General features: G+C 67.5%; 21 protein-coding genes. 8 read left to right on the top strand and 13 right to left on the bottom strand.

Annotated features, from left to right (window positions below):
• Window positions 1-5: 5 nt before the first annotated feature.
• Complete coding sequence (locus AMYHA_RS27760; RefSeq protein ID WP_034267635.1) at window positions 6-335, bottom strand: hypothetical protein; 330 nt, start codon at window positions 333-335, stop codon at window positions 6-8.
• A gap of 396 nt (window positions 336-731) precedes the next feature.
• Here AMYHA_RS27760 and AMYHA_RS02655 point away from each other — a divergent pair, with 396 nt between their 5' ends.
• A complete protein-coding gene (locus AMYHA_RS02655; protein ID WP_084037519.1) occupies window positions 732-2,051 on the top strand; it encodes a helix-turn-helix transcriptional regulator in 1,320 nt (439 codons plus the stop codon).
• 28 nt (window positions 2,052-2,079) lie between these two features.
• A complete protein-coding gene (locus AMYHA_RS02650; protein ID WP_034267632.1) occupies window positions 2,080-2,976 on the top strand; it encodes an aminoglycoside phosphotransferase family protein in 897 nt (298 codons plus the stop codon).
• A 246-nt stretch (window positions 2,977-3,222) separates the two neighbouring features.
• On the opposite strand, the gene AMYHA_RS02645 is transcribed toward AMYHA_RS02650, so the two are convergent.
• The 5 genes from AMYHA_RS02645 to AMYHA_RS27755 all read right to left on the bottom strand — a co-directional run bounded on the left by AMYHA_RS02645 (window position 3,223) and on the right by AMYHA_RS27755 (window position 6,988).
• Window positions 3,223-4,341 carry a copper resistance D family protein gene (locus AMYHA_RS02645; RefSeq protein ID WP_051399464.1) on the bottom strand — a complete coding sequence of 373 codons (1,119 nt, stop codon included), beginning with the start codon at window positions 4,339-4,341 and terminating at the stop codon, window positions 3,223-3,225.
• The gene (locus AMYHA_RS02640) at window positions 4,338-4,898 is read right to left on the bottom strand and encodes a copper resistance CopC family protein (protein WP_051399463.1); all 561 of its coding nucleotides are present in this window, start codon (window positions 4,896-4,898) and stop codon (window positions 4,338-4,340) included. The genes AMYHA_RS02645 and AMYHA_RS02640 overlap by 4 nt, the downstream gene beginning before the upstream one ends.
• A 2-nt stretch (window positions 4,899-4,900) precedes the next feature.
• A complete protein-coding gene (locus AMYHA_RS02635) occupies window positions 4,901-5,662 on the bottom strand; it encodes a YcnI family copper-binding membrane protein (protein ID WP_034267629.1) in 762 nt (253 codons plus the stop codon).
• Between the two features lie 65 nt (window positions 5,663-5,727).
• On the bottom strand, window positions 5,728-6,201 hold the full coding sequence (locus AMYHA_RS02630) for a hypothetical protein (protein ID WP_231104604.1): 474 nt from the start codon (window positions 6,199-6,201) through the stop codon (window positions 5,728-5,730).
• A 136-nt stretch (window positions 6,202-6,337) separates the two neighbouring features.
• Window positions 6,338-6,988 carry a DUF6474 family protein gene (locus AMYHA_RS27755; RefSeq protein ID WP_231104603.1) on the bottom strand — a complete coding sequence of 217 codons (651 nt, stop codon included), beginning with the start codon at window positions 6,986-6,988 and terminating at the stop codon, window positions 6,338-6,340.
• A 149-nt stretch (window positions 6,989-7,137) separates the two neighbouring features.
• On the opposite strand from AMYHA_RS27755, the gene AMYHA_RS02620 reads away from it, so the two are divergent.
• Complete coding sequence (locus AMYHA_RS02620) at window positions 7,138-8,772, top strand: TM0106 family RecB-like putative nuclease (RefSeq protein ID WP_051399462.1); 1,635 nt, start codon at window positions 7,138-7,140, stop codon at window positions 8,770-8,772.
• Window positions 8,773-8,871: 99 nt separating this feature from the next.
• On the opposite strand, the gene AMYHA_RS02615 is transcribed toward AMYHA_RS02620, so the two are convergent.
• Window positions 8,872-9,630, bottom strand: a complete 759-nt coding sequence (locus AMYHA_RS02615; RefSeq protein WP_034267623.1) for an SDR family NAD(P)-dependent oxidoreductase — start codon at window positions 9,628-9,630, stop codon at window positions 8,872-8,874.
• A gap of 200 nt (window positions 9,631-9,830) precedes the next feature.
• Entirely contained in the window at window positions 9,831-10,547 is a 717-nt protein-coding gene (locus AMYHA_RS02610; protein ID WP_157361743.1) for a hypothetical protein, read from the bottom strand.
• Window positions 10,548-10,754: 207 nt separating this feature from the next.
• On the opposite strand from AMYHA_RS02610, the gene AMYHA_RS02605 reads away from it, so the two are divergent.
• Window positions 10,755-11,048, top strand: a complete 294-nt coding sequence (locus AMYHA_RS02605; RefSeq protein WP_034267617.1) for a hypothetical protein — start codon at window positions 10,755-10,757, stop codon at window positions 11,046-11,048.
• Window positions 11,049-11,116: 68 nt separating this feature from the next.
• Here AMYHA_RS02605 and AMYHA_RS02600 read toward each other — a convergent pair whose 3' ends face one another.
• The 4 genes from AMYHA_RS02600 to AMYHA_RS02585 form a co-directional block, all read right to left on the bottom strand.
• Entirely contained in the window at window positions 11,117-11,965 is an 849-nt protein-coding gene (locus AMYHA_RS02600) for a hypothetical protein (protein ID WP_051399461.1), read from the bottom strand.
• A complete protein-coding gene (locus AMYHA_RS02595) occupies window positions 11,962-12,603 on the bottom strand; it encodes an RNA polymerase sigma factor (protein WP_084036737.1) in 642 nt (213 codons plus the stop codon). Before AMYHA_RS02595 ends, AMYHA_RS02600 begins: the two co-directional genes overlap by 4 nt.
• A gap of 41 nt (window positions 12,604-12,644) precedes the next feature.
• The gene (locus AMYHA_RS25485) at window positions 12,645-13,643 is read right to left on the bottom strand and encodes a DUF5995 family protein (RefSeq protein ID WP_051399460.1); all 999 of its coding nucleotides are present in this window, start codon (window positions 13,641-13,643) and stop codon (window positions 12,645-12,647) included.
• A 233-nt stretch (window positions 13,644-13,876) separates the two neighbouring features.
• The gene (locus tag AMYHA_RS02585; RefSeq protein WP_034267614.1) at window positions 13,877-14,431 is read right to left on the bottom strand and encodes a cysteine hydrolase family protein; all 555 of its coding nucleotides are present in this window, start codon (window positions 14,429-14,431) and stop codon (window positions 13,877-13,879) included.
• 70 nt (window positions 14,432-14,501) lie between these two features.
• Here AMYHA_RS02585 and AMYHA_RS02580 point away from each other — a divergent pair, with 70 nt between their 5' ends.
• Genes AMYHA_RS02580 through AMYHA_RS02570 form a run of 3 tightly spaced genes read left to right on the top strand, consistent with a single transcriptional unit; the run spans window position 14,502 to window position 18,560 of the window.
• Window positions 14,502-15,464, top strand: coding sequence for a GlxA family transcriptional regulator (locus AMYHA_RS02580; RefSeq protein WP_034267612.1), 963 nt, complete (start codon window positions 14,502-14,504; stop codon window positions 15,462-15,464).
• Between the two features lie 43 nt (window positions 15,465-15,507).
• Window positions 15,508-17,667: a molybdopterin-dependent oxidoreductase gene (locus AMYHA_RS02575; protein ID WP_034267609.1), complete on the top strand. Its 2,160-nt coding sequence runs from the start codon at window positions 15,508-15,510 to the stop codon at window positions 17,665-17,667.
• A gap of 29 nt (window positions 17,668-17,696) precedes the next feature.
• Complete coding sequence (locus tag AMYHA_RS02570; RefSeq protein WP_051399459.1) at window positions 17,697-18,560, top strand: hypothetical protein; 864 nt, start codon at window positions 17,697-17,699, stop codon at window positions 18,558-18,560.
• On the opposite strand, the gene AMYHA_RS26740 is transcribed toward AMYHA_RS02570, so the two are convergent.
• Window positions 18,508-19,995 (bottom strand): SHOCT domain-containing protein, encoded by a 1,488-nt coding sequence (locus tag AMYHA_RS26740; RefSeq protein WP_051399458.1) that lies wholly within the window; start codon window positions 19,993-19,995, stop codon window positions 18,508-18,510. The two genes, AMYHA_RS02570 and AMYHA_RS26740, sit on opposite strands and share 53 nt — an antisense overlap.
• Window positions 19,996-21,219: 1,224 nt before the next feature.
• Here AMYHA_RS26740 and AMYHA_RS02555 point away from each other — a divergent pair.
• On the top strand, window positions 21,220-25,362 hold the full coding sequence (locus tag AMYHA_RS02555) for a LamG domain-containing protein (protein WP_169732889.1): 4,143 nt from the start codon (window positions 21,220-21,222) through the stop codon (window positions 25,360-25,362).
• The last annotated feature ends 113 nt before the right edge of the window (window positions 25,363-25,475 follow it).

Raw genomic sequence — 25,475 nt, 5'->3', positions numbered from 1 at the left:
GTGCCTTACCTTTCCGCGAGCTTTGCCGCTTCGTTCAGGGCAGCGCGTAGCTGTCCGACCTGGCCATCAGTGAGCCGCGCCGTCTCGCCGGGTGGTCCGACGACGACGACCTCGCCGTTGTCGACGAATACCGTCACGCAGCGATCCCGGTGGATCATGTCGCCGCAGCGGATCCGCCAGACCGTCTGGCCGTTCTCCACCTGCCGCGTGCCCTCCCGCTCGGCGGTAGGCGCGTCACGGTGGGTGCTGGGGTGGACGGGCCGTCGCGGTGCGGGACGCGCCGGGTTCGCTACTGCCCCGATACGTCGTCTCGCGATCGAGTCGAGGAGCTCCACCGGATCAACTCCGCTCTGTTCGTCCTGGCTCGCCGGTACGTCCTTTACGTCCGTACTGCCGGGCCGTGGTAGGTCGGTCCCTGTCTGCGCCACATGGAGCGCTGATTCAAGAGTGCGTCCCAACAACGGTGTGCGGGAGAGGGCAGCGGCGACCGGCATCACCGCGCCGATGAGCGGTCACAGAAGTTCACTCGAGCCGATCAAGGGTTCATTTCCACGGTTTCGCGCGGTTGAATGAGTATGCCTACTCTTCAGCACAAAGCCACTCCACGAGGATGCTTGCCGATGGATGCGACCGAGAACATGGTGTCTCACCAGCAATCTCGCCCTGAGCCCCAGGCTGAGGGCCTGCCAGAGTCTCACCCGATACCGCCGGAGACCTGGGAAGGCGACGAGATGCGCGGGGCGCTGGCCGCACGGCGGGTCAGCTCGGTGTACCGGCTGCTGCGACGTCACGGCATCTCGCAGCGGCAGATCGCCGCGATGACCGGTCAGTCGCAGTCAGAGGTCTCCGAGATCCTCAAGGGCAGACAGGTCATGGCGTACGACGTGCTCGTACGGATCGCCGACGGCCTGCGCATCCCGCGTGGCTACATGGGCCTCGCCTACGACGAGGCCACGCAGGTCAAGGTCGTCGCTGCTGGCAGCGACGGCGCCGAACAGGCTGAGGAGGACGAGGCGGTGAAACGACGGAGGTTCCTTGCGCACGCCGCCCAGGTCACGATGGGCGCGACCGTGTTCGCCGTGGACTCCGGGTCGTGGGCTGCGGCGAGTCCGGCGACGACGCCGGCGCCGGGACGGATCGGCATGGCCGACGTCCGCCAGGTCGAGGCTGCCACCCGTGCCTTGCGCGCACTCGACTACCAGTATGGCGGCGGCTTCTGCCGCGACGCCGTCGTCGCCCAGTTGTCGTGGGGCAGGCAGTTGCTCACGGCGAGCGGAACCGACAATGTCAGGTCGCGGCTCTACGTCGCGCTCGCCGACTTGCACAACGTCGCGGGGTGGACCTCGTTCGACACCGGGCTCGTCGACTCGGCACGCACCCACTTCGCCAACGCGCTCGAGCTGGCCAAGGAGGGCGGCAATCACCCGCTCGTGGCCAACGTGCTGTACCGGATGGGCAGGGTCTACCTGCACCACAAGTCGCCGGACGACGCGCTGAAGATGTTCCAGCTCGGCCAGATCGCGGCGCAGGAGTCCGGTTCGGATCTCGCGGTCGCCGTGCTCTGCGCGAACGAGGCGTGGGCCTACGCTGAGATGGGCAATGAGCAGCAGTCGACCAAGCTGCTCGGCATGACTCGCGACACCTTCGCGCGCGCTGATCTGGACAACGCCGAGTCCTGGGTGAAGTTCTTCAACCAGACCGACCTGCACGCCATGGTCGGCACCGTGCACACGGTGCTCGCGCGGACGGCAGGGCAGGGCCACACGAAGTATGCGATCCCCGCGCTGACCAGGGCGATCGACAGCTATGGCGAGGATATGGCGCGCAGCAAGGCGTTCAACCTCAGTGCCCTGGCCACCAATCACCTGCTTGAGGGCGACATCGACCACGGTGCGAAGATCGGCAGGTCGGCGCTGGACGCCGCGGACGGGCTCAAGTCGGCGCGGGTCAAGGACCGCATGGCGCCGATGAAGGCCGAGGCCGAAAAGCGCAGGAACAACGTCGACGCCAGGGAACTCACCGAGCGAATCAACGCCTTCTACGCGGCTTAACTGGCAGGGACTGGGGGGCTGCGACACGGTGCAGGAGCAGAATCCGCGCTTCACACGGGACAAGCTCGAGGCCGCGCTGGCCGACGTCTGTGGCCAGGCTGGTCTCGACTCGGCGGGTGCCGAGCTGCTGCGGTTCACGAACAACGCGGTGTACTCGCTGGCCAGCGCGCCGGTCGTGGTGCGCATCGTGGGCTCGGAGACGCTGCGGCACCGGGTCGCCAAGGTGGTCGCCGTCGCTGAGCACTTCGCCCGCCACGACGTCCCCGCTGTGCGGCTCTACCCGGGGGTCGAGCAGCCGGTCAGCGCGGGTGAGCACGTCGCGACGCTGTGGTGGCGGGTGCGCGAGCAACCGGTGCGCGCAGCGCCCGCCGACCTGGGTCGGCTGTTGCGGCAGGTGCACGTGCTGCCAGTGCCCGAGGGGCTGCCCGGTTGGTCGCCGCTGACCGACGTCCGCTCCCGGGTGGCCGACGCCGAGGAGCTGGACCTCGCTGACCGCCGGTTCCTGCTGGACCGGTGCGATGAGGTGCAGGCCAAGCTCGACGCGCTCGCCTTCCCGCTGCGGCCAGCGTTATTGCACGGCGATGCCCATCTCGGCAACGTCCTCGTCGGCGAGGACGGCCCCGTGCTCTGCGATTTCGACTCGTCGGGGGTCGGGCCGCCGGAGTGGGACCTGATGCCGGTCGCGCTGGGTGTGCTGCGGTTCGGCGACCCGATGGCGGTGTACGAGGAGCTGGCGGACGCCTACGGCTTCGACGTCATGGCCTGGGAGGGCTTCGAGGTGCTGCAGGCGGCGCGGGAGCTGAAGCTGACAACGAGCGTGCTGCCGATCCTGCGCAGCCATCCCGGCGTGCGGCCGGAGTTCCAGCGGCGGCTCGCCGACATCAGGGCGGGCGACCGCGACGCACGCTGGACGCGCTACCGCTGAATCGCGCGAGTCGCACCGTATTTGGCGCGAGTCGCACCGTATTTGGCGCGAGTTGCACCGTCCGCGCTGAATCGTGGTGACCTGGCGGGAGTCCGGCGAAGCGGGTGAAACGCCGTTTCGGCGCGGAACTACCCACTCGAATGGCGGCGTTCATCGACGCGGGGATACCGTTCACCGTTTTGATCACACGGGGGTGCCGAACGGGCGGAAATTCGGCCCGACTAGTCACCCACTGGGCCAAATGGATCAACCGAAACCGGCGCGGGAGAGCACGGCCGCGATGCCGAACGCGAGTCCGAGGAGGAGTAGTTCGGCGCTCGCCCACGCGACGAAGGCCGGGCGACGGGTACGGGTTCGCTGGCTACCGTCGTGCGTCCTGATTCGTGCGCTCTCGTCATGGCTCGCGACGACGGCGGGCAGAATGCGCCAGCGCATCTTCGCGCCCGCGAGCGCGATCGCGCCGAAACACACCAGCTTGGCGAGCAGCAGCGCGCCATAGGGCGTGCCGATCAGTGCGGCCGATATCGCCGCGACCGATACCGAGCCGTGCGTGCCGAGCTGGGTGAGGCCGCTGATCGTGCCGGTCACCGCGGTGGTCGCGATGCAGGCGGTGGCGACCACGGAGAACCGGGGCAGTGCCGTGGCGAGCAGCGCGGTGTCGCTGGCGAGCGACACCGCGAGCGCCGCGAGACCACCGAGCCACACCACGGCGCTGATGACGTGCAGTTCCAGCGCGACGACGGCGTAGTCCTGCCCCAGCCAGCCCGCCGCGTGCCCGGTCGCAGGCAGTGGGAGCAGCGCGAACACCCCGAGCCCGGTGCGGATCTCGGCGGGCACCCGTTCGCGGTGCCGGACGGCGAGCACGTTCAGCCCGCACAGCAGCAGCGTCAGCACGATGACGCCGAGCAGCGCTTTGCCGGTGCCGACCGTGGTGACGTAGCCTACGACGTCGGCGAGGCCGATGGCGTCGGCCTGCACTGTGAACTCGGCGGTGTGCAGCAGCAATGCGGTGACGGCCGTCGCTGCCCACACCATCGACGTCACCACCGACCACCGGCGGGCCCGGTGCAGCACGGGCTCCGCGCGGTCGGCGGTGTCTCGGCTGCTGCCAGGGCCGCTGCCGTCACCGGGACCGCCGGTCCCGAGGAGCAGCGGCAGCAGGCAGAGCCCCACGGTCGCCGCCGCCGTTACACCGAGCAGCGCCCGGACGAGCGGCAGTGCGACCAGCACACCGGTGCCGGGATCGGCGATGCCAGTCACCGGCGTCGCCACCGTGAGCCCGGCACCGGCAAGCGCGCCCGCGAGTGCGGCGGCGACGGCGGCGCCAAAGGGAGCCAGCCGCGCCGCCGCGCTCGGGGACGTCATCGCTCGCGGCCGAGCCGCATCGCCAGCACGATTCCCGCGCCGAGCAGCAGAACCGCACCGGCGATCCATACCCATACCGGGATGACCGACGACGGTTCCTGGGCGTCCGTCACGTCACCGGGCTCGGCCTGCTGCGCCGGGTTCGTCTCGACCGGCGAGCCGGTACCAGCCGTGGTGAGCGTGAACGGGACCTCCCGCGTCACCGGGTGGCCGTCGGCCGACAGGATGCGGAACCCGATCGTGTATTCCCCAGCAGGGCCGAGTTCACCGAGCGAGCGTGACACCTCGGTGCCGTCCACCTCGACCGGGCCGCGTGCCCACTGGCCGCCGTCCGGGCCGTTGACGACGACCTGGTTGACCTCGCCGGGCTGCACCGGCTGGTCGAAGGTCAGCGTCACCTTCTCCGGAGCGACGTCGACCGCCGCGTCCTCCTTGGGGTCGGAGCCGGTCAGCGTGTTGTGCGCCAGCGCCTGCGGCGCGGCGGCGAGCAAAGCGAGCACCGTGACCAGCGTGGCGATCGTCGTCCGTGCCAGTGCCGTGCCCGGTGCGGTGCGCATGGTCAGTCCTCCCGTGCTGTCTTCTGCCGTGATCGGGCGATGGCGCCGATGCCGAAGCCGACCCCGAGCGCGCCGAACGCGAGCCCGAGCCCACCGAGCCAACGCGCGGTCGAGTCGGTTGTCGCGCCGGCATCGGCGACGTCCTCCGTCTCGGCGGCTCGTTGTGCGGTGGCCGACGCCGAGTCGGACGAGCCCGAGCCGTGGCCGCTCGATTCGGCCGCGAGCTGCACCACGGGCGCGGGACGTTCCGGATCCTCACCGTCCACCGGCGGCTCATCCCATGCCACGACCTTGCCACCTTCGTAGGTCTGCGTGGCGGGCAACACGAGCTGGTCGACATCCGTGGGCAGTGGACCAGCCGAGAAGGTGAACTCCTGGTACTCGTCCGGCTGAATGGCGTTGCCGTCCTCAGCGGTCCAGGTGATCTCGGTGACGACCTCGTCGAGCTCGGCGTCCCTCGCGTTGGTGACCGGTTCGTCCAGTTTGGTGGTGGTGACGTCGGCGTCCCAGCCCGGCACCGGCTGGGTCCGCACGGATGCGAGCGCGTACTCCTCGGCGATGCCGACCGACAGCTTGATGGTGCCCTTGCTGTCGTCTTCGTTCGGCACGCGCATGACGATCGCGGTGTAGCCGCCCTTGGTCGGCTGCTCACCGTAGACATTGGCCGTGACGTGCGCTGCGGCGATGCCGCCGGAGAGCGACCCCGCGATCGTGGCGGTCAGCGCGAGGACACCCGCGCGCGTGAACGTTCTGGTTGAAGGCATGACAACTCCTGATCAGGATGAGATCGCGGCCTCGCCTGGCCGCGATGGGTGATGGGAAGCGGAGATCAGGAGTACGCGGGCGGCCCACGCCGGGTGCAGACGCGACGGAGCAGCACCCGGACGTAGTCGTCAGGAACTGGCGAGCACAGCACCACGCCTGGTGTGCCGTGCGGGGGCGGTGCGGGGGTGAAGACCACCGGCAGCAGTCGGCGCAGGCTCGCCGCGACCAGCAGTAGCCCGCGTTCGGTGTGGCTGAGCAGCAGCGCGATGAGCAGGGTGGCGACGGCGTGGCTCATCGTCATCAAGCCAGGGTCGAACGCCGGTGCCCCGTGGTGCCCGCTGATCAGCGTCAACGCGCTGTGCAGCAGGAGCTGTGCCACCGAGAGTGTCGCGAGGATGCCGGTGGTGCCGCTCACGCGGTCGGAGATCGCGGTGGCCAGCCAGCCGAGCAGCCCGGTCAGCGCGATCGTCGTCGCGGGGTCGGGCAGGCCACCACCGGCCGCCGTGTGCGCGCTGATGGTCAGCACGGCGGAACTCACGGCAAGCACCGAACCGCGCGTCGCGCGAAGGGCACGACCCGCGTGGACTGACCGCGACCGGATGATCACGCGTTTGAGGGTATGCGATCGCGCCGCGTCATCGTGAAGCTACCGGCGTGATGCCTGCCGCAGTTCCTCAGACTCCGAGGTGATGCAACAAGGTCGCCTCGAGTTCATCGAGCTCGGCCGCGATCGCGCGGTGCGCGTCCTTACGCCGTCCGGGTGGCATGTGCTCGGCGGCCCGCACCGCGGAACTGAGCTGCCGAGCCGTGCTGGCCGCTTCGTTGGCGAACTGGACGCCCGCAGCCGTTCCACCTGTTCGGAGTTCGGCAAGGCCGTCGGACAGGCCGGCGATCCGCGCGTGCAGGGCGCCACCATGGCCGGAGTATTCGCCGAGCGAATCAACGGCGACGCCGAGCTTGCGTGCTTGGTACTTGTCATAGGCCTCGCGGCAGGCCCCTGCTGCCCGCACCGCGATCGGGGTGACAACGGGAATCACAGCCGGAAGGATAACCTTCGTCACAGTCAGGGCTTGACGCGCCTTCTTCGCGGTCAGGGCGTGCTCCTCTTCAGTTGTCGCGTGCGCTGCCGTCTCGTCGGTATCCGGCGATTTCGCGGCTTTCTTGGCGGCCTTGCGGGCCTTCTTCGCTGCCTTCTTGGCCGCTTTCGCCTCGGTCTTCGCCGCCTTGGTCAGTTTCTTGGATTTGGTGGCTTTCTCAAGGGACTCGATGGTTTCCGCCGCGAAGCCGTGCTCCGCCTCGGGCGCTTGCTTCTTCGTGCGCGCCATCCGTGGCCACCTCGTACTCGTCGTTGGTCGCTGGTGGATCAAACCTACTTCCAGTGTGTACCGGCGGCCCAGCGGACGCGCGGTGTGCCAGGCAACTGTCGGGGCACGCTTCGCGCACGGTGTCGGTGGCTGCGCTTAGGGTGGTGAGTATGGGCGATGTGCTACTCGACGCTGGGGTACTCACGAGGTGCAGGCGTCGTGTGCACCTCGAAAACGACCCCGCGTATGCCGACGTCGAACTCGCCCCGCTCAACCCGGCGACCGAGCAGCGCATCGCGGACGCGGCCGAGCACAGGGCCGACGTCGCCGAGCGGCTGCGTGCCGCGCACCCGGACGGCTGGGTGAGCGTGCCGGTCGACGTGCCGCATCGTGAGCGGGTGGCGGCCACGGTGGAGGCGCTCGCGGCCGGCGCCCGGTACATCTCCGGTGGGCTGCTGCCCGCCGACACCGATGGTGGACGGCGCGGCGGGGCCGAGGTGCTTGTCCGTACCGAGCGCGGCTACGTGCCGGTGATCGTCGTGCGGCATCGGATCAGCGACCCGGGCGCGGGCGCGATCACCACGACGCTGCCCGACCTGAACCCCGCGAACGCACGGGAGGACGCCGAGCGCAAGATGCGCTCCCACCCGCGCGACCAGCTTCGACTCGCTCACCTGCGGGAGCTGCTGCGCGCGGCGGGCCACGCCGAGCCGGACACCGCGCGCGGCGGCGTCATCGGGCTCGACGCCGACGTCGTGCTGTGGTTCGACCTCGATGCGCCGACGTTCCCCGGTGAGCGCAGCGCGATGACCGAGTACGCGGACCGATTCGGCGACCGTCACGCCATCGCGGTCGCGGCGGCCACCGGCGGGGAACCGCTGGCGCAGCCGTCCAGGATCGTGGAGTGCAAGCAGTGCCCGTGGTGGTCGGTATGCGAACCGGCACTGCTCGAGGCGCGCGACGTCAGCCTTGTCGCGCGCGGTGACGACGCGGTGATGCTTCGCGAGCGCGGCGTCGCGACGGTGGATCAGCTCGCCGCGCTCGACCCGTCAGGTGAGCCGCCCGCGCTACTGACCGGGATGCCGTTCGAACACGCGGTGGCGCTCGCACGGGCGTGGCGCGGCGGGGTGTCCGTGGTGCGCAAAGTTCGTGACGTCGTGGTCCCGCGCGGTGACGTTGAGGTCGACGTCGATATGGAGAGCTTCGCCGATCACGGCGCGTACCTGTGGGGTGCGCTGCTGTCTGGCGCCGACGTCGGGTTGCCGCACGGGTACCACTCTTTCGGCACGTGGGAGCCGGTGCCGACCGACGACGAAGCGCGCTCGTTCGCGGAGTTCTGGACGTGGTTCAACGAGGTCCGCGCGCGTGCGGCGCAGCGAGGGCTGACGTTCCGCGCCTACTGCTACAACGCGCTGGCCGAGAACCGCTGGCTGCTCAGCTCGGCGACCCGGTTCGCGGGTAAACCTGGCGTGCCCGAGGTCGAAGAGGTGCAGGCGTTCGTTGACTCCGATGAGTGGATCGACTTGTTCCGGAGCGTCGCGGACACCTTCTTGTCAACGGCGGGCAAAGGCTTGAAGGTCCTCGCGCGACAGGCTGGCCATGACTGGGACGACCCGGAGGCCAGTGGCGAGGCGTCGATGCGCTGGTACCGAGAGGCCGTCGGCATGGATGGCAGCGCGCCCGCGCTGCGGCAGCGGGAACGGCTGCTGCGTTACAACGAGGACGACGTCCGCGCCACGCACGCGCTGCGCACGTGGATGTCCGGCTCAGCGATGGCGGACGTCCCGTATATCGGGGATTTGTAACGGCGGGCGCGCCTGCCGCCTGGCGCCTGGCGCTGCCTGAGGACGAACTAGTACCCGGCGACCTCGGATCCCGATAGGGCGGCGCATCGGGAATGGATGTCAGCGCGGCGCCATGCGCAGCGAGCCGTCCAGCCGGATGACTTCGCCGTTCAGGTAGTCGTGCTCGATGATGTCGATGGCCAACTGCGCGTACTCGGCGGGCTTGCCGAGCCGCTTCGGGAACGGCACGCCTTCGGCGAGCCCGGCGCGGATCTCGTCGCTGACGGTGGCCAGCATCGGCGTGTCGATGATGCCGGGCGCGATCGTCATGACGCGGATGCCGGACGACGAGAGGTCGCGTGCCGCGGGCAGGTTGAGGCCGACGACGCCGCCCTTGGATGCCGCGTAGGCGACTTGTCCGATCTGCCCGTCGTAGGCGGCGATCGACGCGGTGTTGATGATGACACCGCGGGCGTTGTCGTCGAGCGGCTCGGTCTTGGCGATGGCCTCGGCCGCGAGCGTGGTGACGTTGAAGGTGCCGATCAGGTTCACTTCGACGACCTTGCGGAACAGTGCGAGGTCGTGCGTGCCCTTCTTGGACAGGATGCGCGCGGACGGGCCGATGCCAGCGCAGTTCACCGCGGTGCGCAGCGGCACACCAGCGCCGGACGCGGTCGCGACGGCGGCCTGCACCTGCTCGGGATCAGTCACGTCGGTCTCGACATAGGTGATGCCCTCCGCGGGTTCGGCCTTCTCGATCGCGGCTGGCAGATCGAACGCGAACACGCTGGCGCCCTTGGCTGCCAGTGCCGCCGCCGTCGCTCCGCCAAGGCCGGACGCGCCGCCGGTGACGATCGCTGCTGTCGAGGTGAGTTCCATCTGCCCGCTCCTTCGTCCCCCAGCTGGTTTTGGTCTCCAAGTCTGTGAACGTGCAGGCTAGCGAATTGTTGCGATAAGGGGCGTGTATCACCGCGACGTCGTGACTGCCATCACGCGCCGTCCGACGCTCCGCGAGTCGCACCGTATCCCGCGCGAGTCGCACCGTAATCGCTCCGAGTTGCACCTTTCGGACGGAGTGCTCAGCCGGGGAAGGGCGCCGCGCCGGTGTTCGGGGCGTGGTCGCTGGCGGCGGCAGCGGTGGAGATCGTCTCGTAGCTACCCCATTCGGAGGCGGTCGCCCATTGGACGCTGCGGGCATCGTCCAGATGGCCTAACGAGAACCGGAAGACCACGCTGTGCCCCTTGGCCGCGACGCGGACGCCGCTCTTCGTCATGAACCGCGCCTCGTTGTTGCGCCGGTCGCGGTAGCTCGGTCCCCACCCGTTGTCTGCGAGGTTCGCCCAGATCTCGTAGTCGATCTCGCCGTCGCCCGTGGTGTCGAAGAATGACGCCACGTTCATCGTGCGGTTTCCGTCCTGCTGCCGCCGCGGGACTTCGGCTGTGAACCGGACCCGCAGCGTGAAGCCGTCCGCTGTCCGGGTGAGCGTCGCGACGGCGATGTCGGTGTAGTCCGGCGGGCGCTGCAACGTCCAGTCGACGTCGTTCGTGGTGTCCTTGGTCCGCGCGGTCATTCGTACGGGCGTACGTCGCGGCGTCGAGACGGGCGCGGCCTCCGCCTGCCGAGAGACCTGCGGCGCCGTGTGCTTGGGCGCGGAGGTCGTCGTGGCATCCGCGCGCGGGCGAGCCGGGGCGCTCGGGCGGCCCGAGGGCCGCGGGTGTTCGGTCTGTGCTGGCGTGAACGTCGGCGCCAGGTCGACGGTGCGCTGCGGTGTCGCCGTGTCATCGACGGGGCTCATGCCGCAGGCGGTCAGCGCGAACGCCGCCACCAATAAGAAAACGCGTACTAAGCGTTTCGACTTATGAGTTGTTTGCTCCATTAGATGCACCAGGCAATACTAACCAGCACACACCCGTTTGGGCGACATCGAACAGTCGGGGCTGCGCCTGCGGATCAGGTTGGCGGGATGCCGCTTAAGAGTCAGGGCAACGAGTAAGGAGCGGGAATGCGGTTAAGCAAGATCGTGGCGCCGGTGGCGATCGCGCTGCTCATCGGCGGCAGTGCCGGGATCGCCGCGGCGCAGCCGGGGCCTAACGGCTCGAACAACTTTGGCCTGTGCACGGCGTACTTCGCCGGTTCGGACAAGGGCAAGGAGAAGAAGCGTCAGGCGCCCCCGTTCCAGGCGCTGGAGGCGGCGGCCGAGGAATCGGACCAGACCGTCGAGGAGTGGTGCGCGCAGAACGCGCCGCACCCGAGCGGCAACGGCGGCGGGAATGGCGGGAATGGGGGCCGCCCGTAACGGGTGATCCGTAGGACGTCGAAAAGGGGGACGCTCGTTGTTGAGCGTCCCCCTTTTCGACGTTGAGATCAGGGTCGGGTGGCCTGTTCGCCGTGGTTCTCGCTGTAGTCGCTGCCTGGGTTGTCCGGTGTCGCGGTGGGGTCGTTGTCGGGCTGGCTGTCGGGGTGTTCCTGGGTGGTGGTGGGGCGCGCGGTGCTGTCGTCGTTGCCGGGGCGGGCGGTTTCGGAGGGCACTGTTTCGGGTGCGCCGGTCGGTCGCGTCTCGGGCGCCTCGCCTCGGTTCTGGCCGCGGTCTTGTGCCTGGGTGGGCAGGCTGCTGGGTTTGCCTGGCCGTTCGGCGAGGACGTTGCCGCAGTAGGCGGCCACGTTGTCCTCGCCGCCCGCCTCGGTGATCAGCACCTCGAACGCGGGGCTCTCGGTTGCTGTGCCGTGCTCGTTGTCCGCGCCGGAGGTGTAGGCCTGGCACAGTCCGATCAGCGACGGCGACGGGGTGTCGGCGTGGCCGCCGGGTGTGCTGGTCGGTGCCGGGACCGAGCTGGTCGGCGCCGGGTTGACCGGGGGCTCGGCGGGGGAGTCGCCGGGTAGCGGGAGCGTGCCGGTGGCGCTGGCCAGGGTGATGCCGCCGACAGCGGCCGCGGCGGCGGCGGGGGCGGCCACCTTGGCGGTGAGCAGGGTCGCGAGTGCGGTTTTGATCATGGAACGTCTCCGTTGCTGAGGTACGGGATCGACCTGAGCCGACCGGAACGCCGCCATCGCGGTGTGCTCGCCCGCGAGCTCACCGGGATGTGCTGGACCCGAGGCCGCGTCGAGCAGATCGCCCAGCGGTTCCAGGTCAGCGGGTCGCGACGACGCGGACGCACCACCGAGCAGCTGCTCTGCGGTGCGCCGGTCGATGCGGCGGGAACGGTTCGTGCTCATCTCATATCCCTCAGCGCCGAGTCCGCAAAATGTGTCACACCGTCCTGCTCGAGGATGGTCGCGAGTGTGCGTAGTCCCCGGTGAGCGGCGGTGCGCACAGCTCCGGCACGCTTGCCGAGCACCGTGGCCGCGGCCTTCGCGTCGAGGCCGACCACCACGCGCAGCAACACCGCCTCCGCCTGATCACGAGGCAGCCGCGCGATCAACGCCACTGCCGTGTCCGTGGCCAGTGCCGTGACCGCCGCGTCAGCGGTATCCGACGGGGCCGGCAGATCATGCAGCGACTCGGCAGGGGCGTCGGCGTTCGGCCGTCGGCGCTGCCGGCGGAGATGATCCATCGCCCGGTTGCGGGCGATCCGCGTCGCCCAGCCACGGAAATCATCGACACCACCACGAAACGCACCGATATCACGCGCGATGTGCAGCCACGCCTCCGCCGCGACATCCTCCGCGTCACCCCCGACCAACGCCCGCAAATACCGCAACACCCTCGGCTGCACATCCCGATACAACACCCGGAACCCATCCTCACCACCCCGCTGCGCCACACCCAACGCAACAGCCAGGTCGGCGACACCGGGCGCCTCGTCAACATCGCCGACCGCACCAGCAACCGACTCGGGTTCATGGACCGACATTCACACCTGCACCGCGCCTAGGTGGGCCAAAAGACGTGCTGCTACCACTTGATCTTGAACGGGTACTCCTCGGGCGGTGGGTCGGAGTGGTGCTCGGCGCAGTAGTCGTCGCGTGGCTTCGTCGTGGTCAGCGGCGGTGCGTAGGAGTTGGACTCCAGCAGCAGCGCGCCCTCGGCGGCGGCGTCTTCCTCGATCCTGGCGGCGATGAGCTCGCGCTCCTCGGCGGTGCTGGCGCTGGCCAGGTCCTCGGCGTTGCGCCACGCACGCTCCCGCCAGCCGACGATCAGCTGGAAGCTCGTCGGGTCGGCGATGCTTTCCTCGCCGTCGTCCATGTCAGGGTCGAACCGGGCGGCCAGCTCGGCGGCCAGTGGTTGCGTCAGGAGCTGCAGCAGCTCGTTCACCTTGTCGTAGTCCGGTTTGCCCGACGTGCCATCCGGGCGGACCAGGCCGCTCGCCGCCATGACGAATGGCAGGTCTCGATTGATGTGGGCGTTGATTCCCACCAGCAGGTCACCGTTGCCGGTGGCTTCCCGCGCGGCCGCGGCGTCGAAGGCGATGTGCCACGCCAACGGCACGTCGGGATTGCCGGCATGCCACTCGTCGAACGCCCACAGGTAGGCCCGTGCGAACGTTTCCACGACGTAGTTCATCCACGCCTTGTCCTCGTAATGCGGGCTCCCATCGTCATCGGTCGTGTCCCGAATCCATTCGTAGCCCTGCGTGATACGGAGATAGGCGAGCGAGAACACCGCGTCGTGATCACAGTTCTCGGCCAGCTCCCTGGCCCGTTCGCCCATCTCACCGAGCGTTTTCTTGATGCAGCTGTCCCTGCCGGCGAGACATTCTTCGGAACTGGACGGATCGAAGGGGCCGATATACGCCGGCAGCCACTCCGCCCAGTTGACGGTCAGCGTGTCCGACAACGACGTGTCATCCTCGGCGCTGGCCGAGATCGGAAACAGCGGGATGAGCAGGGCGGCGACGGCGGCGACTATGACAGCGGTGCGGCGGCGCTTGCGCGTCACCTGGGGACGGACCATTTCACACTCCGGCTATCGGGGCAGGGTCGCCCGGCGGTGATCTCGGTCCGTTGGGTCCGGCCGAGTTCCCCCCCTCAACCGGATGACGCATTTCCTGGCTCGTGGTGACGCTATGCCGCTTTCAAAAGCGGAGCAATCGACCGAACGGCCGCCGAGATAGGTCCGATTGTGCGGTTGTGTAGCTGCCTATCGGTGCAGGTGGCAGCGACAGCGTCGCTGCGTCACCGCCCGCCTCAGCGGGCCGCGATCACCTCGGCGGTGGAACTGATGCTCGCGAACCCGCCCGAGTGGAGGTTGACCACGGTGACGCGCGTCAGGTGATCGGCGCTGAGCGTATCGCCGTTCGGGTCGGTGCCCGAGAAGGCGCCGGTGGCGTCGATGGTGACCACCACGTCGTAGCCCAGGTTGCCGCCGACCCTGGCGGTCGTCTCGACGCAGTGGTTCGTCGTCAGCCCCGCGAGCACGATGCGCCCGATGCCACGAGCCGTGAGCCAGCCGTGCAGGTCAACCGTTCCGTGAAAGGCGGAGTTGACGTGCTTCGTGACCAGCAGGTCCGGCTCGACGTCGTCCAGTTCGGCGACGAACGCGTTGCCGGGAGTGCCTGGCGCGAGCGGAGATCCCGGCTCGTGCGAATCATGGCGGACCAGCACGATCGGCCGGCTGGCCTGCTGCCAGGCGTCGAGCAGCGCGGCGATGTTCGACCAGACCGCCGGGTTGTTGTGCCGCGGCATTCCGCCACCGTCGAAGGCCCGTTGCGCGTCGATCACGATGAGCGCTGGTTTGTCCATGCCTTGATCCTGCCTACCGGCGGTGGTCGGCGGACCAGACAAAGATGTACTTACCCGATACATTCCTGCCATGCTCACCATCGGTGTCGTGATGCTGCCGGACGCGAGGGTGTTCGACGTCGCCGTGATCGCGGAGGTATTCGGCATCGACCGCACCGACCATGGCGTCCCGCCGTTCGACGTCCGATGGTGTTCGCAGGGCAGACGGCGCACTCCGATGCACCCGGCGGGCGACATGTCCGCGACGCACGGGATCGGCGGCCTCGCCGCATGCGACGTCGTGATCGCGCCAGGCAGGCACCAGCGCACCGAGGTCCCGCGGCCAGTCATCGCCGCGATCCGCGACGCACACGAGCGGGGCACCGTCCTGATGTCGCTGTGCTCCGGCGCGTTCACGCTCGCGGCGGCCGGGGTGCTCAGCGGCCGCCCGGCTACGACGCACTGGGCGTTGCTCGACGATCTCGCCCACGCGGCACCTGGCGCCGATATCCATCGCGACGCGCTCTACACCGACGCGGGCGAGGTGCTGACATCGGCGGGAGTCGTTGGCGGGCTGGACGTGTGCCTCCACTTCATCCGCAGAGAGTTCGGTGGTGACGTCGCATCGGCGCTTGCGCGACGCGTCGTGATGCCACCGGTGCGCGAAGGCGGGCAGCGACAATATGCCGAGACGCCGGTGCCGAGGCGGGTCACTGGCATCGCACCCACGATGGACTGGGCCATGGCTCGCCTCGGTGAGCCGATCGGGTGCGGGGACCTCACGGCACACGCGGGTATGAGCGGTAGGACGTTCCATCGTGAGTTCACCGCCGCGACCGGCATGACGCCGGGCAAGTGGCTGCGCAACCAGCGCATCCGCTACGCGCAGCGGTTGCTCGAGGCGACCGACCTGACCGTCGATCGCGTCGCGGAACGCTCCGGTCTCGGCACGGCAGCGAACCTCCGGCGCGGACTGCGGGCAGAGCTAGGCGTCGGTCCCGACGCCTACCGGCGTACGTTCCGTGCCAAGCTGACGGGCGGCGTACCCGGGTAGCCTTTTGGAAGACTGCCAACAAGCGGACCATGGTGGAGCGGGAATGAGCGTCACGCGACACACGCATCACCACAGCTGCACCCTGTGTGAGGCGACGTGCGGCATCGTCGTCGCCACCGAGGGCGACCGTGTCGTCGACATCAGAGGCGACGAGCAGGACCCGATCTCGCGCGGCTACATCTGCCCGAAAGCGACCGCGCTCGCCGACCTGCACCACGATCCTGACCGGCTGCGGCGGCCGATGGTGCGCGACGGCGACACGTGGCGAGACGTCGGCTGGGACGAGGCGTTCGAGCTGACCGCCGAACGGCTGAAGCAGGTCCGCGCCGAGCACGGTAAGGACGCCGTCGCCGTCTACCAGGGCAATCCGACCGCGCATAATCCTGGCCTGCTTCTCTTCGGTCAGCCGTTCTTCCGCGGTCTCGGCACGCGCAATCTGTTCTCGGCGACGTCGGTGGACCAACTGCCGCAGATGTTGGCCTCGTATCTGATGTTCGGGCATCAGGCGTTGCTTCCGGTGCCCGACATCGACCGCACCGACCTGTTCGTCTGCATCGGCGCGAACCCGCTCGTCTCCAACGGCAGCGTCATGACCGCGCCGAACATGCGCGGGCGGCTCGCCGCGCTGCGCCAGCGCGGCGGCAGGGCGGTGATCATCGATCCGCGTCGCACGGAAACGGCCTCGCGCGCTGAGCACCTGTTCATCCGGCCCGGCACCGACGCGCTATTCCTGCTCTCGCTGGTCCACGTCCTGTTCGCACACGACCTGGTCAACACCGGCAGGCTCGGCGAGCACGTCGTCGGCGTTACCCGCGTGAAGACCGCCGCGATGGACTTCCCGCCCGAGCGCACGGCGCCGATCACCGGCGTCGCACCGGAGGACGTCGTCGCGCTGGCACGGGCGATCGCGACAACCGAACGCGCGGTGGTATACGGCAGGGTCGGCGTCTGTACTCAGGAGTTCGGCGGTCTCGCGGCGTGGCTGCTCGTGGTGGTCAACGCGCTGACTGGCCACCTCGACGAGCCTGGCGGGGCGATGTTCACGACGCCCGCGATCGATCCGGTCCCGCTCGCGAGCATGGCCGGATTCGCTGGCAGCTTCGCCAGCTTCCGCAGCAGGGTGCGCGGGCTGCCGGAGTTCGGTGGCGAGCTGCCCGTCGCCACGCTCGCCGATGAGATTGAGACGGGCGGCGACAGCCAGATCCGCGCGCTGATCACGTCGGCGGGCAACCCGGTGCTGTCCACTCCAAACGGTGCCCGACTGGACCGTGCACTCGGCCAGCTCGACTTCATGGTGGCGATCGACCCGTACCTCAACGAAACGACGCGACACGCCGACGTCATCCTGCCGCCGACTGGCCCGCTGGAGCGCTCGCACTACGAACTGCTGCTCACGATGGTCGCGGTGCGCAACTGGGCGAAGTACTCACCTGCGGTGTTCGAGCGCGGCGAGGACCAGCGGCACGACTGGGAAATCTGCCTCGAATTGGCGTCTCGAGTGCTCGGCCCGGACAGCCTGCGCATACCTGGCAAGCTCGCCGCATCGGCGCTGGAACGGCTCGGGCCGGAGACGATGTTCGAACTCGGGCTGCGCTCCGGGCCGTACGGCCTGCGGAAACTCGCCAAGGGCCTGTCGCTGCGCACATTGAAGAAGCACCAGCACGGTGTCGACTTGGGTCCGCTGGAACGACGGCTGCCCGACCGGCTGTTCACCCCGCGCAAGAAGATCAACCTCGCGCCGTGCGAGTACATCGAGGACCTTGACCGGCTGCGGGGCAGGCAGCAGGCGTGGCAGCCGGGCGAATTGGTCCTGATTGGACGTCGACAGCTGCGCAGCAACAACTCTTGGCTGCACAACAGCGAACGCCTGGTCAAGGGCAAGCCGAGGTGCACGCTGCTGATCCACCCGGACGACGCCGAGCGCAACGAGCTCACCGACGGTCAGCTGGCGGTGCTGTCATCGCGGGTCGGGGATGTGGAGGTGCCGGTCGAGGTCAGCGACGCGATGCTGCCTGGCGTGGTGAGCCTGCCGCACGGCTGGGGCCACGGCCGCGACGGCGTGCGGCTCGGCGTCGCGAGCGCGCACCCTGGCGCGAGCATCAACGACGTCACTGACGAGCAGTACGTCGACGAACTGTCCGGCACGGCCGCGCTGTCTGGGCAGCGGGTCCGGGTGCGCGCCGTCCGATCGCCGTCGGTGTGATGCCGTAGCGTGGCGCTGTGGGGAGACACGTGCGAGCCATCGTCGGCTACGCGGCAGCGGTGAGTGCGCTGCCGTACCTGGGCTTGAAACTGCTGTGGTTGTCCGGCAGCGACGCCGGGATCACTGATCCGGCGTTCGCCGAGGACGGCGGCATTTATGCGTTGAACCTACTCACGGCGGGCATGGACGTCGTCGCGATCGTGCTCGCGGTGACGTTCGCGAGCCGCCGGGGTATGCGTGCGCCCGCCCCGCTGGTGCTGTTCCCGATCTGGGTGGGCACTGGGTTCCTGGCGCCGATCGTGGTGGCCACGCCGCTCGCCGCGACGACGTCAGGCGACTCGGCGGGTGCTTCGACGTTGCCGCTGGCAGGCTGGGTGATTCCGTTGGTGTACGGCAGCTTCGTCGGGTTGGGCGTGCTGCTGTTGACGGCGTTCCTGCTCTACGCCCGCGAGCGCTGGTCGGGTCGGCTCACGACGGTGCCGCGAGGGCCGGTCGCCGCGCTGCTCGGGTCCGCGCTCGCGCTGTTCGTGGCTGTCGTGCATGGCGTGTGGATCATCCGCGAGGACGGCGGCGATGTCGTGTGGGCAGTGCACGGCGCGTTCGCGCTGATCGGCGTTGTCGGCGTGTGGTGGCTGCGCCGAGGCGTGCGTTGGCTGCCGCTGATGGCCGCGTGGGCCGGGTCCGGCGCGCTGTTCGCGTGGGGCGCGTGGAACAGCCTCAACACCCTCGGCGGCACGGTCCTCGTCATGGGTGAACCGAGCACCCTCGGGGTGGCGCGCGCCCTCGCGCAGGTGCTCGGCGGCACGGTGCTCGCGTATGCGTCGGCCAGGGTGGTGACGGTCAGCCCTTCTTCGGTGGCGCGTGATCGACCTGGCGCTCGAGAATGCTCTTGAAGCGGTCGCGCACCTTGGCGCGCTTCTTGCCGAAGGTCTCCAGGATGATCACCCGTTCCTTGGTCAGGTAGACCGCGCGGTAGATCGTCGGGGTGGCCTTCTTCCCCGTGCTGAACACCCGAATCCGCTTCGTCGAGAGTCGCTTGTGGCGCGTCAGCTTGCTCTTCCGCTGCGCTTTCGCGTAGGCGTCCGCGACGTCGTCGATGCGCTTCCGCTTCTTGAACTCCATCGCGAAGAGTTCGATCTTCGTGCCCTTGACTTTGGTCGTGCGGAGTAGCCCGCTGTCCAGCTTGGCCTTCCGCAGCTCACTGATCATCGACGACGGCAGCAGGTCGGCCTTCCGCACCCGCTTGATGCCGAACCGGCCGTCGGTGCGCCGTGTCTTGCCCGGCAGCTTCACCAGCGCCTCGGCGTTGTTCTTCGGCTTGGTCCTGGTCGGCGTGGTCGTCGTCGTGGTTGTGGTGGTTGTCGTCGTTGTGGTGGTGGACGTCGTGGTGGTCGTCGTCGCCGCGACGGCCGTGTTCGGTGCCTGGTCCTCGCCCTGGAACCACAGCCACCAGCCGCCGACGGTCAGCCCGGCGACCACCGCGCCGACGACCGCCATGACGATCAGCTTGCCGGGTCGGCCCTTGTTCTGTGGCTTGCGCCAGTCGTCCTGTCCATACGGCCAGCCCTGGTTGGCCGTGGGTGTGACTGGCGGGAACTCGTCGCGGCCCCACGGCGGGGTGGGGTTCGGCATCGGTGCGTGCCAGCCGGGGTGCTGTTGCTGGGGGAAGCCAGCGGCAGGGGAGCCGGGGTGCTGTTGCTGGGGGAAGCCAGCGGCAGGGGAGCCGGGGTGCTGTTGTGGGAAGCCGCCGGTGTGTGGTTGCGGGAATCCCCCGGTATGCGGCTGTGGGAACCCACCGGGCGGCGACGCCATCGGCTGCTGCGGGTACCCCTGTGGTGGCGGTGGCATCTGGGGCGGCTGCGGAGGCTGCTGCGGGGCCTGCTGCGGCGGCGCCTGGGGCGGCTGCGGTGGCGGGACCTGGGGTGCTTGCGGTGTCGGCGGTTGCCCCTGCAACGGCTGCACGACCTGGGTCCGCTCGGCGGAGCTCTGGTCTTGCTGTTCCTGTGGGGGCTGCTGTACTTGCGGCTGTTGCGGGTCGCTGGGCTGCGCGGGTGAACCTGGCGTGCCTGGCTGCTGGGGCGAGCCGGGCGCTTGTGACTGCGGAGTTTCCTGTGGAGTGTTGGACTGCTGGCCCTGCGGGGCCTGGCTGGCGACGTCCTTAGAGAACACCTGGGTGGCCTCGGCGTTCGAACCACCGTTCTGGTCTGGTGGCTGCTGCGTGACCGCGGATGACAGCACCTGGTCCCGCCGCTCCCGGTACTCGTCTGCGGTGATCTTGCCTGCCGAGAAGTCCTCGTCAAGCTTGCGCAGCTCCTCTTGCCAGGTCACCCCGGCACCCCCTTATCGAGATCGTGTTGACCGTGCGCCCATTTTGCATGTTCGGCGTCACTGGCGGGTCGATTCGTGCCCTCCCGTAACCTAGCTGATCGGGTGACTGGATGTTCCGCCCGATCGATGTCTCGATAAGTCTCACTCGACCAGTGGCGTAGGCTCGGCTGTCGGCGCGGCAGACTGCCGATGATGTCGGTATCGCGGCGGGTTCGGGCACGCGAATTGCTACCGGGCGTTTCGGATGCGACTGCGGCATCGCAGCACGCCGACCGAGGTTCACCGGAGCTGAGCCCTAGCTAGTGTAAATCTGAACTACATTCATAATGATTCGGAAAACCCGTGTTCTACACGGTGATCGGCGGCGAAGGCAGGCCACATTGACCTGCCGGATGAGCGAGTAACGTGCGGCCGGTGCGTGCCTGAACTGCACGCCCACCGCTGCTCCGGTTGATTATCTTCTCGGCGTTGCTTGATCTATCATGGATCCAGTAAACGTCGATTTCTCTGTGTCAGACGAATTGGCTCAATCCGCGTGGGATCGATGCATATATTCACGCTTGTGATAAGAGCATAGGTGGCCATATATAAATCGCTGTGCGAAGTTCTTTGGAGTCAAAGAATCGAGCCCCGCTTTCGACTCCAATGTGACGACAGAAGGCGACAGAAGCAGTTTGTGCGACGAGTAGTTGCTGAGCGTGGTTGGTTCTATCCGGCTACGGTGCAGCGGGCGGCGCGCTCGGATGCGAGACGTGAGCTACGCGCCTCAGGTCGATGAGGGTAGGCACTGAAGGTGCTCTGACCAGCATAAACGACCGGTAGAGCTACTTTCGGTAGCATTCCGAGTCGCTACGTAGCCTCATTGCGCATATTGAGTGAAGACTTATGGTCGCGCTCGTTAGGTGCACGGCTTCGCCATGCCGCTTGCCGCCCGGGGTATTTCCGCTGTTAAAGGCCACTTTAAGGACGCTGTGTCGCGGTGTGTCCAGTAGGTCCGTGAAGGTCTGCCCTGTTCGGTTGTCGTCACTCGTTCGCTTGACGCGATCTACACACGTTTTCTACGGTGCTGAACGCTTGGTCGTAGTTGCTGGGGCTGGGGGTTTTGAGGCTTCCGTCGGGTCCTATCACTGTGTCCACTCCAACTACATATGGTGATAGCTGCAGTACCGACTGTGACAGTCGTCGTGGTCGCCTGCGGGGTTTGTGATGACCGGGGAGGGCGTCGTGGCGACTGCTCGCAGATCGTTTCGTGGTGCGGAATGGAGCCGTGCGGCTCTGATAATGGTGCTGGTGTGGGCGTTGTCGCTCATCGCGACGCCAGTCGTGCCATCGGCCGAAGCGGCTGAGGAACTGAAGGACCAGAAGGATCCTTGCGCGGAGTACGACTTCAACGAGGGGGCACCGTCTGATGAGGTCGCCGCTACGGTGGCGAAGCGGTGCGATCGTGACGTTCCGGTTGCTGAAGGTCGGACGGAGTTCTCCGACGCTGTCGTGCGTCCTGATGGGACGGGTGAGTTCACGGCGTACGCGGAACCGGTCCGGGCACGGGACGACAAGGACGACTGGGCGCCGATCGACACGGCGTTGCGGGTTCGTGCTGACGGGAGCATCGAACCTGGCAACACGGTCTTGCCCGTCACGATCTCCGGTGGCGGCAATGGTGATTTCGCCCGGATAGAGCAGGACGGCAAGGCGTTTGGCTTGTCGTGGCCCGGCAAACTGCCGAAGCCGAGTGTCGAGGGTGACACCGCGACCTATGCCGACGTGCTCCCCGGCGTGGATTTGACGGTGACTGCGCACGCGATGGGTTTCTCCCACAACCTTGTGGTCAAGACCCGCAAGGCTGCGCGGTCTCGGATGCTGGAGCGAGTCCGGTTCGGTGTGTCGACCGGTGATGCGGCCGTGCGGAAGACTCGCGGTGGCGGCCTGGAGGTTGCTGGCGGTGATGAGCCGTGGCTGGTGGCACCCGCACCGATGATGTGGGATTCGCCAGCGGTTAAGGAGCGGACGCAGTCCGACCGTGGCGGTGTGGCACCAGGGAAGGCACGGCGGGCCAAGAAAGCGGTGATGGACGTCGAGGTCCGCGGCCAGGACCTGACCTTGGTCACCGACACCGATGTGCTGCGTGGTGAGGACACCCAGTACCCGGTGATCATCGATCCGTACTGGACTGGAAAAAAGCGCAACGGTGAGTGGGCCACGGTGTCGGAGAAGTATCCGAACACCGCGTACTGGAAGACCAGCCACCTGTATAACAAGGCTGATTTCGGTGGCGCCGGCGTTGGCCGGGTGTGTGATGAGTCGTCCAACTTCACGTGCTACACGCCGTCGTATCGGATGCGGTCGCTTTTCCGAATGGACACCGCTTATGTGACGCGTAGTGATGCTCGGGTGCTGAAGGCGGCGAAGTTCAAGATCCTGCAGAAGCATGCGTGGGTGTGCCACGACTCGAGCCCGCTGTCGAAGGCGAAGTTGCGTCGCATAAGTCGCATCAAGTCGCATCACACGTGGAATGACCAGCCGTCGTGGTATGCGAAGTCGGCGAAGAGCACGGAGTACGCCAACCATGGCGCTGCCTGCGCTGGTGGTCCGGCGGATGCGATCTTCAGGGTCAAGCACATCGTGGATATCGCGGAGGCGAACTCCCATCACGCGGTGAACCTGGGCATGATCGCGGTCGATGAGTCAACGGTGGCGCATTGGAAGCGGTTCGACGCGGGTAAGGCGCGGATCACGCTGAAGTACAACACCAAGCCGGACACGCCGAAGTATCTGTTCAACGACGGTAAGAAGTGCGCGTCAACGAGCGACCAGCCATGGGTGACCACCCGTAGGCCGCAAGTGTCGGGAAGGGTGTATGACGCCGATGGCTCGGTCAAGGGCCATTTCCGGCTGTCTCAGTGGGACGAGAGCCAGAACGCCTATGTCCGTATCGACACCCATACCTCGGGGTTCAAGTCCTCAGGAAAGCGGGTGTTCTGGAAGACGGGCTTGACCCTGTCCGATGGTAAGTACATATGGCGGATGAGAAGCGACGATGGGGATCTCACCAGCGATTTCACCAAGTTCTGCCACTACAGGGTCGACGCGACACCGCCGAAGAACGTGGAGATCAGCCCGAATTCGGATGACCCGCTAGCGGTAGGCGATTCGGCGACGTTCACCTTGTCAGCGACCGACAAGAACGGGATCACGAAGTTCGGTTATGGGTTGGACACCGAATCGGTCGACAACACAGTGTCGGCGTCGGGTGGCTCCGCGTCGGTGACCCTGTCCGACCTCAGCAAAGGACGGCACGTTCTGTACGTGTGGGCCTACGACAAGGCCGGTAACAAGTCCGCCCGCGCCCAACACAGCATCTTCGTCGGTACTGTCGATGAGGCTGTCGCTATGGGTGCGTGGCGGTTGGACGGCGATCCGTATGACGACTCGGGCGAAGGGAACACGCTGACGCTTTCGTCCGAGGCTGCCTGGGCAGCCGACCGGAACGGTGTGGCGGACTCGGCGCTGGAGTTCACCGGAACCGCTGGTCAGTGTGTGACCACATCGGACTCGGTAATCCGCACGGACACGTCGTATTCGGTGACGGCGTGGGTACGGCTGGAGGAGCGGGACCGGTGGCAGACGTTCGTGTCACAGGCCGGTGAGAATCGTCCCGCGTTTTTCTTTAGGTATCACGCCAACGCGGACGAGTGGAATCTCGCGCTTCCGACCGATGATGCCGAGACCACGAACTGGCAAGGCCTGGGTTCGGATGTGACTCCGGTGCTAGGGGAATGGACGCACTTGGCCGCGACGATGGACACGGCGGCGAAGGTGGTGCGGTTCTATGTCAATGGGGAACTGACGGCGGAACGTTCCATCACCTACACGCCGTGGAACGCCACGGGTTCACTGTTGGTCGGCTGCGCGGGCGACAAAACCGGCGATACGTGGAGCGAACTCAACGGCGCGATAGACCAGGCCTCCGCGTGGCAGGGCCTGCTGACCGCTGAGGAGATCAAGCGGTCCATGACCGAGTTGCCTGCCCGGAGTGTCGGTGACTGGCGTATGCAGGGCAGCGGCGAAGATTCCTCGGAGTTCGCTCGCGGCCTCTCCGACGCTGCGGTCGGCGACTGGGTGCATGACGAGTACGCGCGTGAGAGACGTGCCGCATGGCTGGATGGGCAGGCTGGGTCCTGTATGGACTCGCAGGCGCCGATCCTGCGGGAGCAGGAGTCGTTCTCCGTGTCGGCGTGGGTCAAACTTGACGCAGACGCATCGGGTAACGCCACGGTGATCTCGCAGTCTGGCACGGAGTGGACCGGGTTCGACCTAGGCTACGACGCGACCGCCGATCGGTGGCTGCTTTCGGTGCTCACCCAAGGGGGTACCGACCCGGCGTGGGCGTCGGTGACCTCGGCATCGGTTCCGGTCAAGGACCAATGGACCCATCTGACCGGGGTAGTTGATGTGACCGCGAACGTGCTGCGGATTTACATCGACGGCCAGCTGGACGGTGAGAACACGCTGAGCTCACCTGTCGAATACGGTGCCGGCTCGCTGCTAGTGGGCTGTCAGGCCAGTGCCAGCGACGGCAGCCAGTCGCACAACCTCAAGGGTGCGGTGTCGAATGTGGCGGCGTATCGGGGCGCGTTGACCGCCACCGACGTCGACCACTTGGTGTCCAACCCCGGCGTGAAGCCGTTGGCGTTCTGGCCGTTGCAGGGTCCTGACTGGTGGTCAGATAGGACCGAGGACGAGTCGCACATGTTCGACGACACGTCGGGCAACGGTAACCACCTGTCGGAGCCAGCAAGCTACTCGTGGGTGAGCAACGCCGCTAATGAACCTGCGGATGCGCTGCATTTGCCGGTTGAGACGGATGCGTGTTCGCAGACGTCGTCGGAGACGGTCCGTACTGACGAGTCGTTCACGGTAGCGGCGTGGGTGAAGCTCGATGACGTGACCGCTGACCGTGCGGTGATGTCGAAGGATGGCGGGACGATGCATGCGCATTCAATGCGCCTGTATCACGACGCGACCGACGGTTGGACCTTCGAGCTGGTGACGCCGAGTGGTGACTCGGTCAGCGTCGACAGTGTGAGTGGTGGCCTCGGGACCGCTGATGTGTGGACACATGTGGCGGCGGTGTACGACCTGGAGCACGGCAATATGCGGCTCTACGTCGACGGCAACGAGGTGGCCCGGGTCGAGGGACCGGCCACGCCGCACAACGTGGCGGGACCGGTGCGTGTCGGGTGTGTGGCCAACTCGGACGGCACGACCGGGACGTACCTCGGCGGAACCGTCGATATGGGACGGGTGTGGAAGTCCACTGTGCATGAAGACCGGATCTTCGACCTCGGTCAAGACGAGAGTGCGTGAGCGCTCGCTTCTGAACCCCTGCTGATTTCTTCGTTCTGATGAAAGGCGATCTTGTGATGCCTGGAAGCGGTGCTACGCGCCTGAGGTTGGCTTTGCGGTCGGCCTGCGCGATG

It is taken from the genome of Haloechinothrix halophila YIM 93223, from assembly GCF_000504245.1.
In the GTDB taxonomy this organism is placed as follows: domain Bacteria; phylum Actinomycetota; class Actinomycetes; order Mycobacteriales; family Pseudonocardiaceae; genus Haloechinothrix_A; species Haloechinothrix_A halophila.
Note: the sequence above shows the minus strand (reverse complement) of the source record. Positions and strands in the feature narration are given on the sequence as shown.

Bases quoted from the DNA above. Each gene is read 5' to 3' on its own strand.
- AMYHA_RS02655 (WP_084037519.1), top strand. From the start codon at position 732: ATGCGCGGGGCGCTGGCCGCACGGCGGGTCAGCTCGGTGTACCGGCTG.
- AMYHA_RS02645 (WP_051399464.1), bottom strand. From the start codon at position 4,341: ATGACGTCCCCGAGCGCGGCGGCGCGGCTGGCTCCCTTTGGCGCCGCC.
- AMYHA_RS02640 (WP_051399463.1), bottom strand. From the start codon at position 4,898: ATGCGCACCGCACCGGGCACGGCACTGGCACGGACGACGATCGCCACG.
- AMYHA_RS02635 (WP_034267629.1), bottom strand. From the start codon at position 5,662: ATGCCTTCAACCAGAACGTTCACGCGCGCGGGTGTCCTCGCGCTGACC.
- AMYHA_RS27755 (WP_231104603.1), bottom strand. From the start codon at position 6,988: ATGGCGCGCACGAAGAAGCAAGCGCCCGAGGCGGAGCACGGCTTCGCG.
- AMYHA_RS02620 (WP_051399462.1), top strand. From the start codon at position 7,138: ATGGGCGATGTGCTACTCGACGCTGGGGTACTCACGAGGTGCAGGCGT.
- AMYHA_RS02615 (WP_034267623.1), bottom strand. From the start codon at position 9,630: ATGGAACTCACCTCGACAGCAGCGATCGTCACCGGCGGCGCGTCCGGC.
- AMYHA_RS02610 (WP_157361743.1), bottom strand. From the start codon at position 10,547: ATGAGCCCCGTCGATGACACGGCGACACCGCAGCGCACCGTCGACCTG.
- AMYHA_RS02605 (WP_034267617.1), top strand. From the start codon at position 10,755: ATGCGGTTAAGCAAGATCGTGGCGCCGGTGGCGATCGCGCTGCTCATC.
- AMYHA_RS02600 (WP_051399461.1), bottom strand. From the start codon at position 11,965: ATGAGCACGAACCGTTCCCGCCGCATCGACCGGCGCACCGCAGAGCAG.
- AMYHA_RS02595 (WP_084036737.1), bottom strand. From the start codon at position 12,603: ATGTCGGTCCATGAACCCGAGTCGGTTGCTGGTGCGGTCGGCGATGTT.
- AMYHA_RS25485 (WP_051399460.1), bottom strand. From the start codon at position 13,643: ATGGTCCGTCCCCAGGTGACGCGCAAGCGCCGCCGCACCGCTGTCATA.
- AMYHA_RS02585 (WP_034267614.1), bottom strand. From the start codon at position 14,431: ATGGACAAACCAGCGCTCATCGTGATCGACGCGCAACGGGCCTTCGAC.
- AMYHA_RS02580 (WP_034267612.1), top strand. From the start codon at position 14,502: ATGCTCACCATCGGTGTCGTGATGCTGCCGGACGCGAGGGTGTTCGAC.
- AMYHA_RS02575 (WP_034267609.1), top strand. From the start codon at position 15,508: ATGAGCGTCACGCGACACACGCATCACCACAGCTGCACCCTGTGTGAG.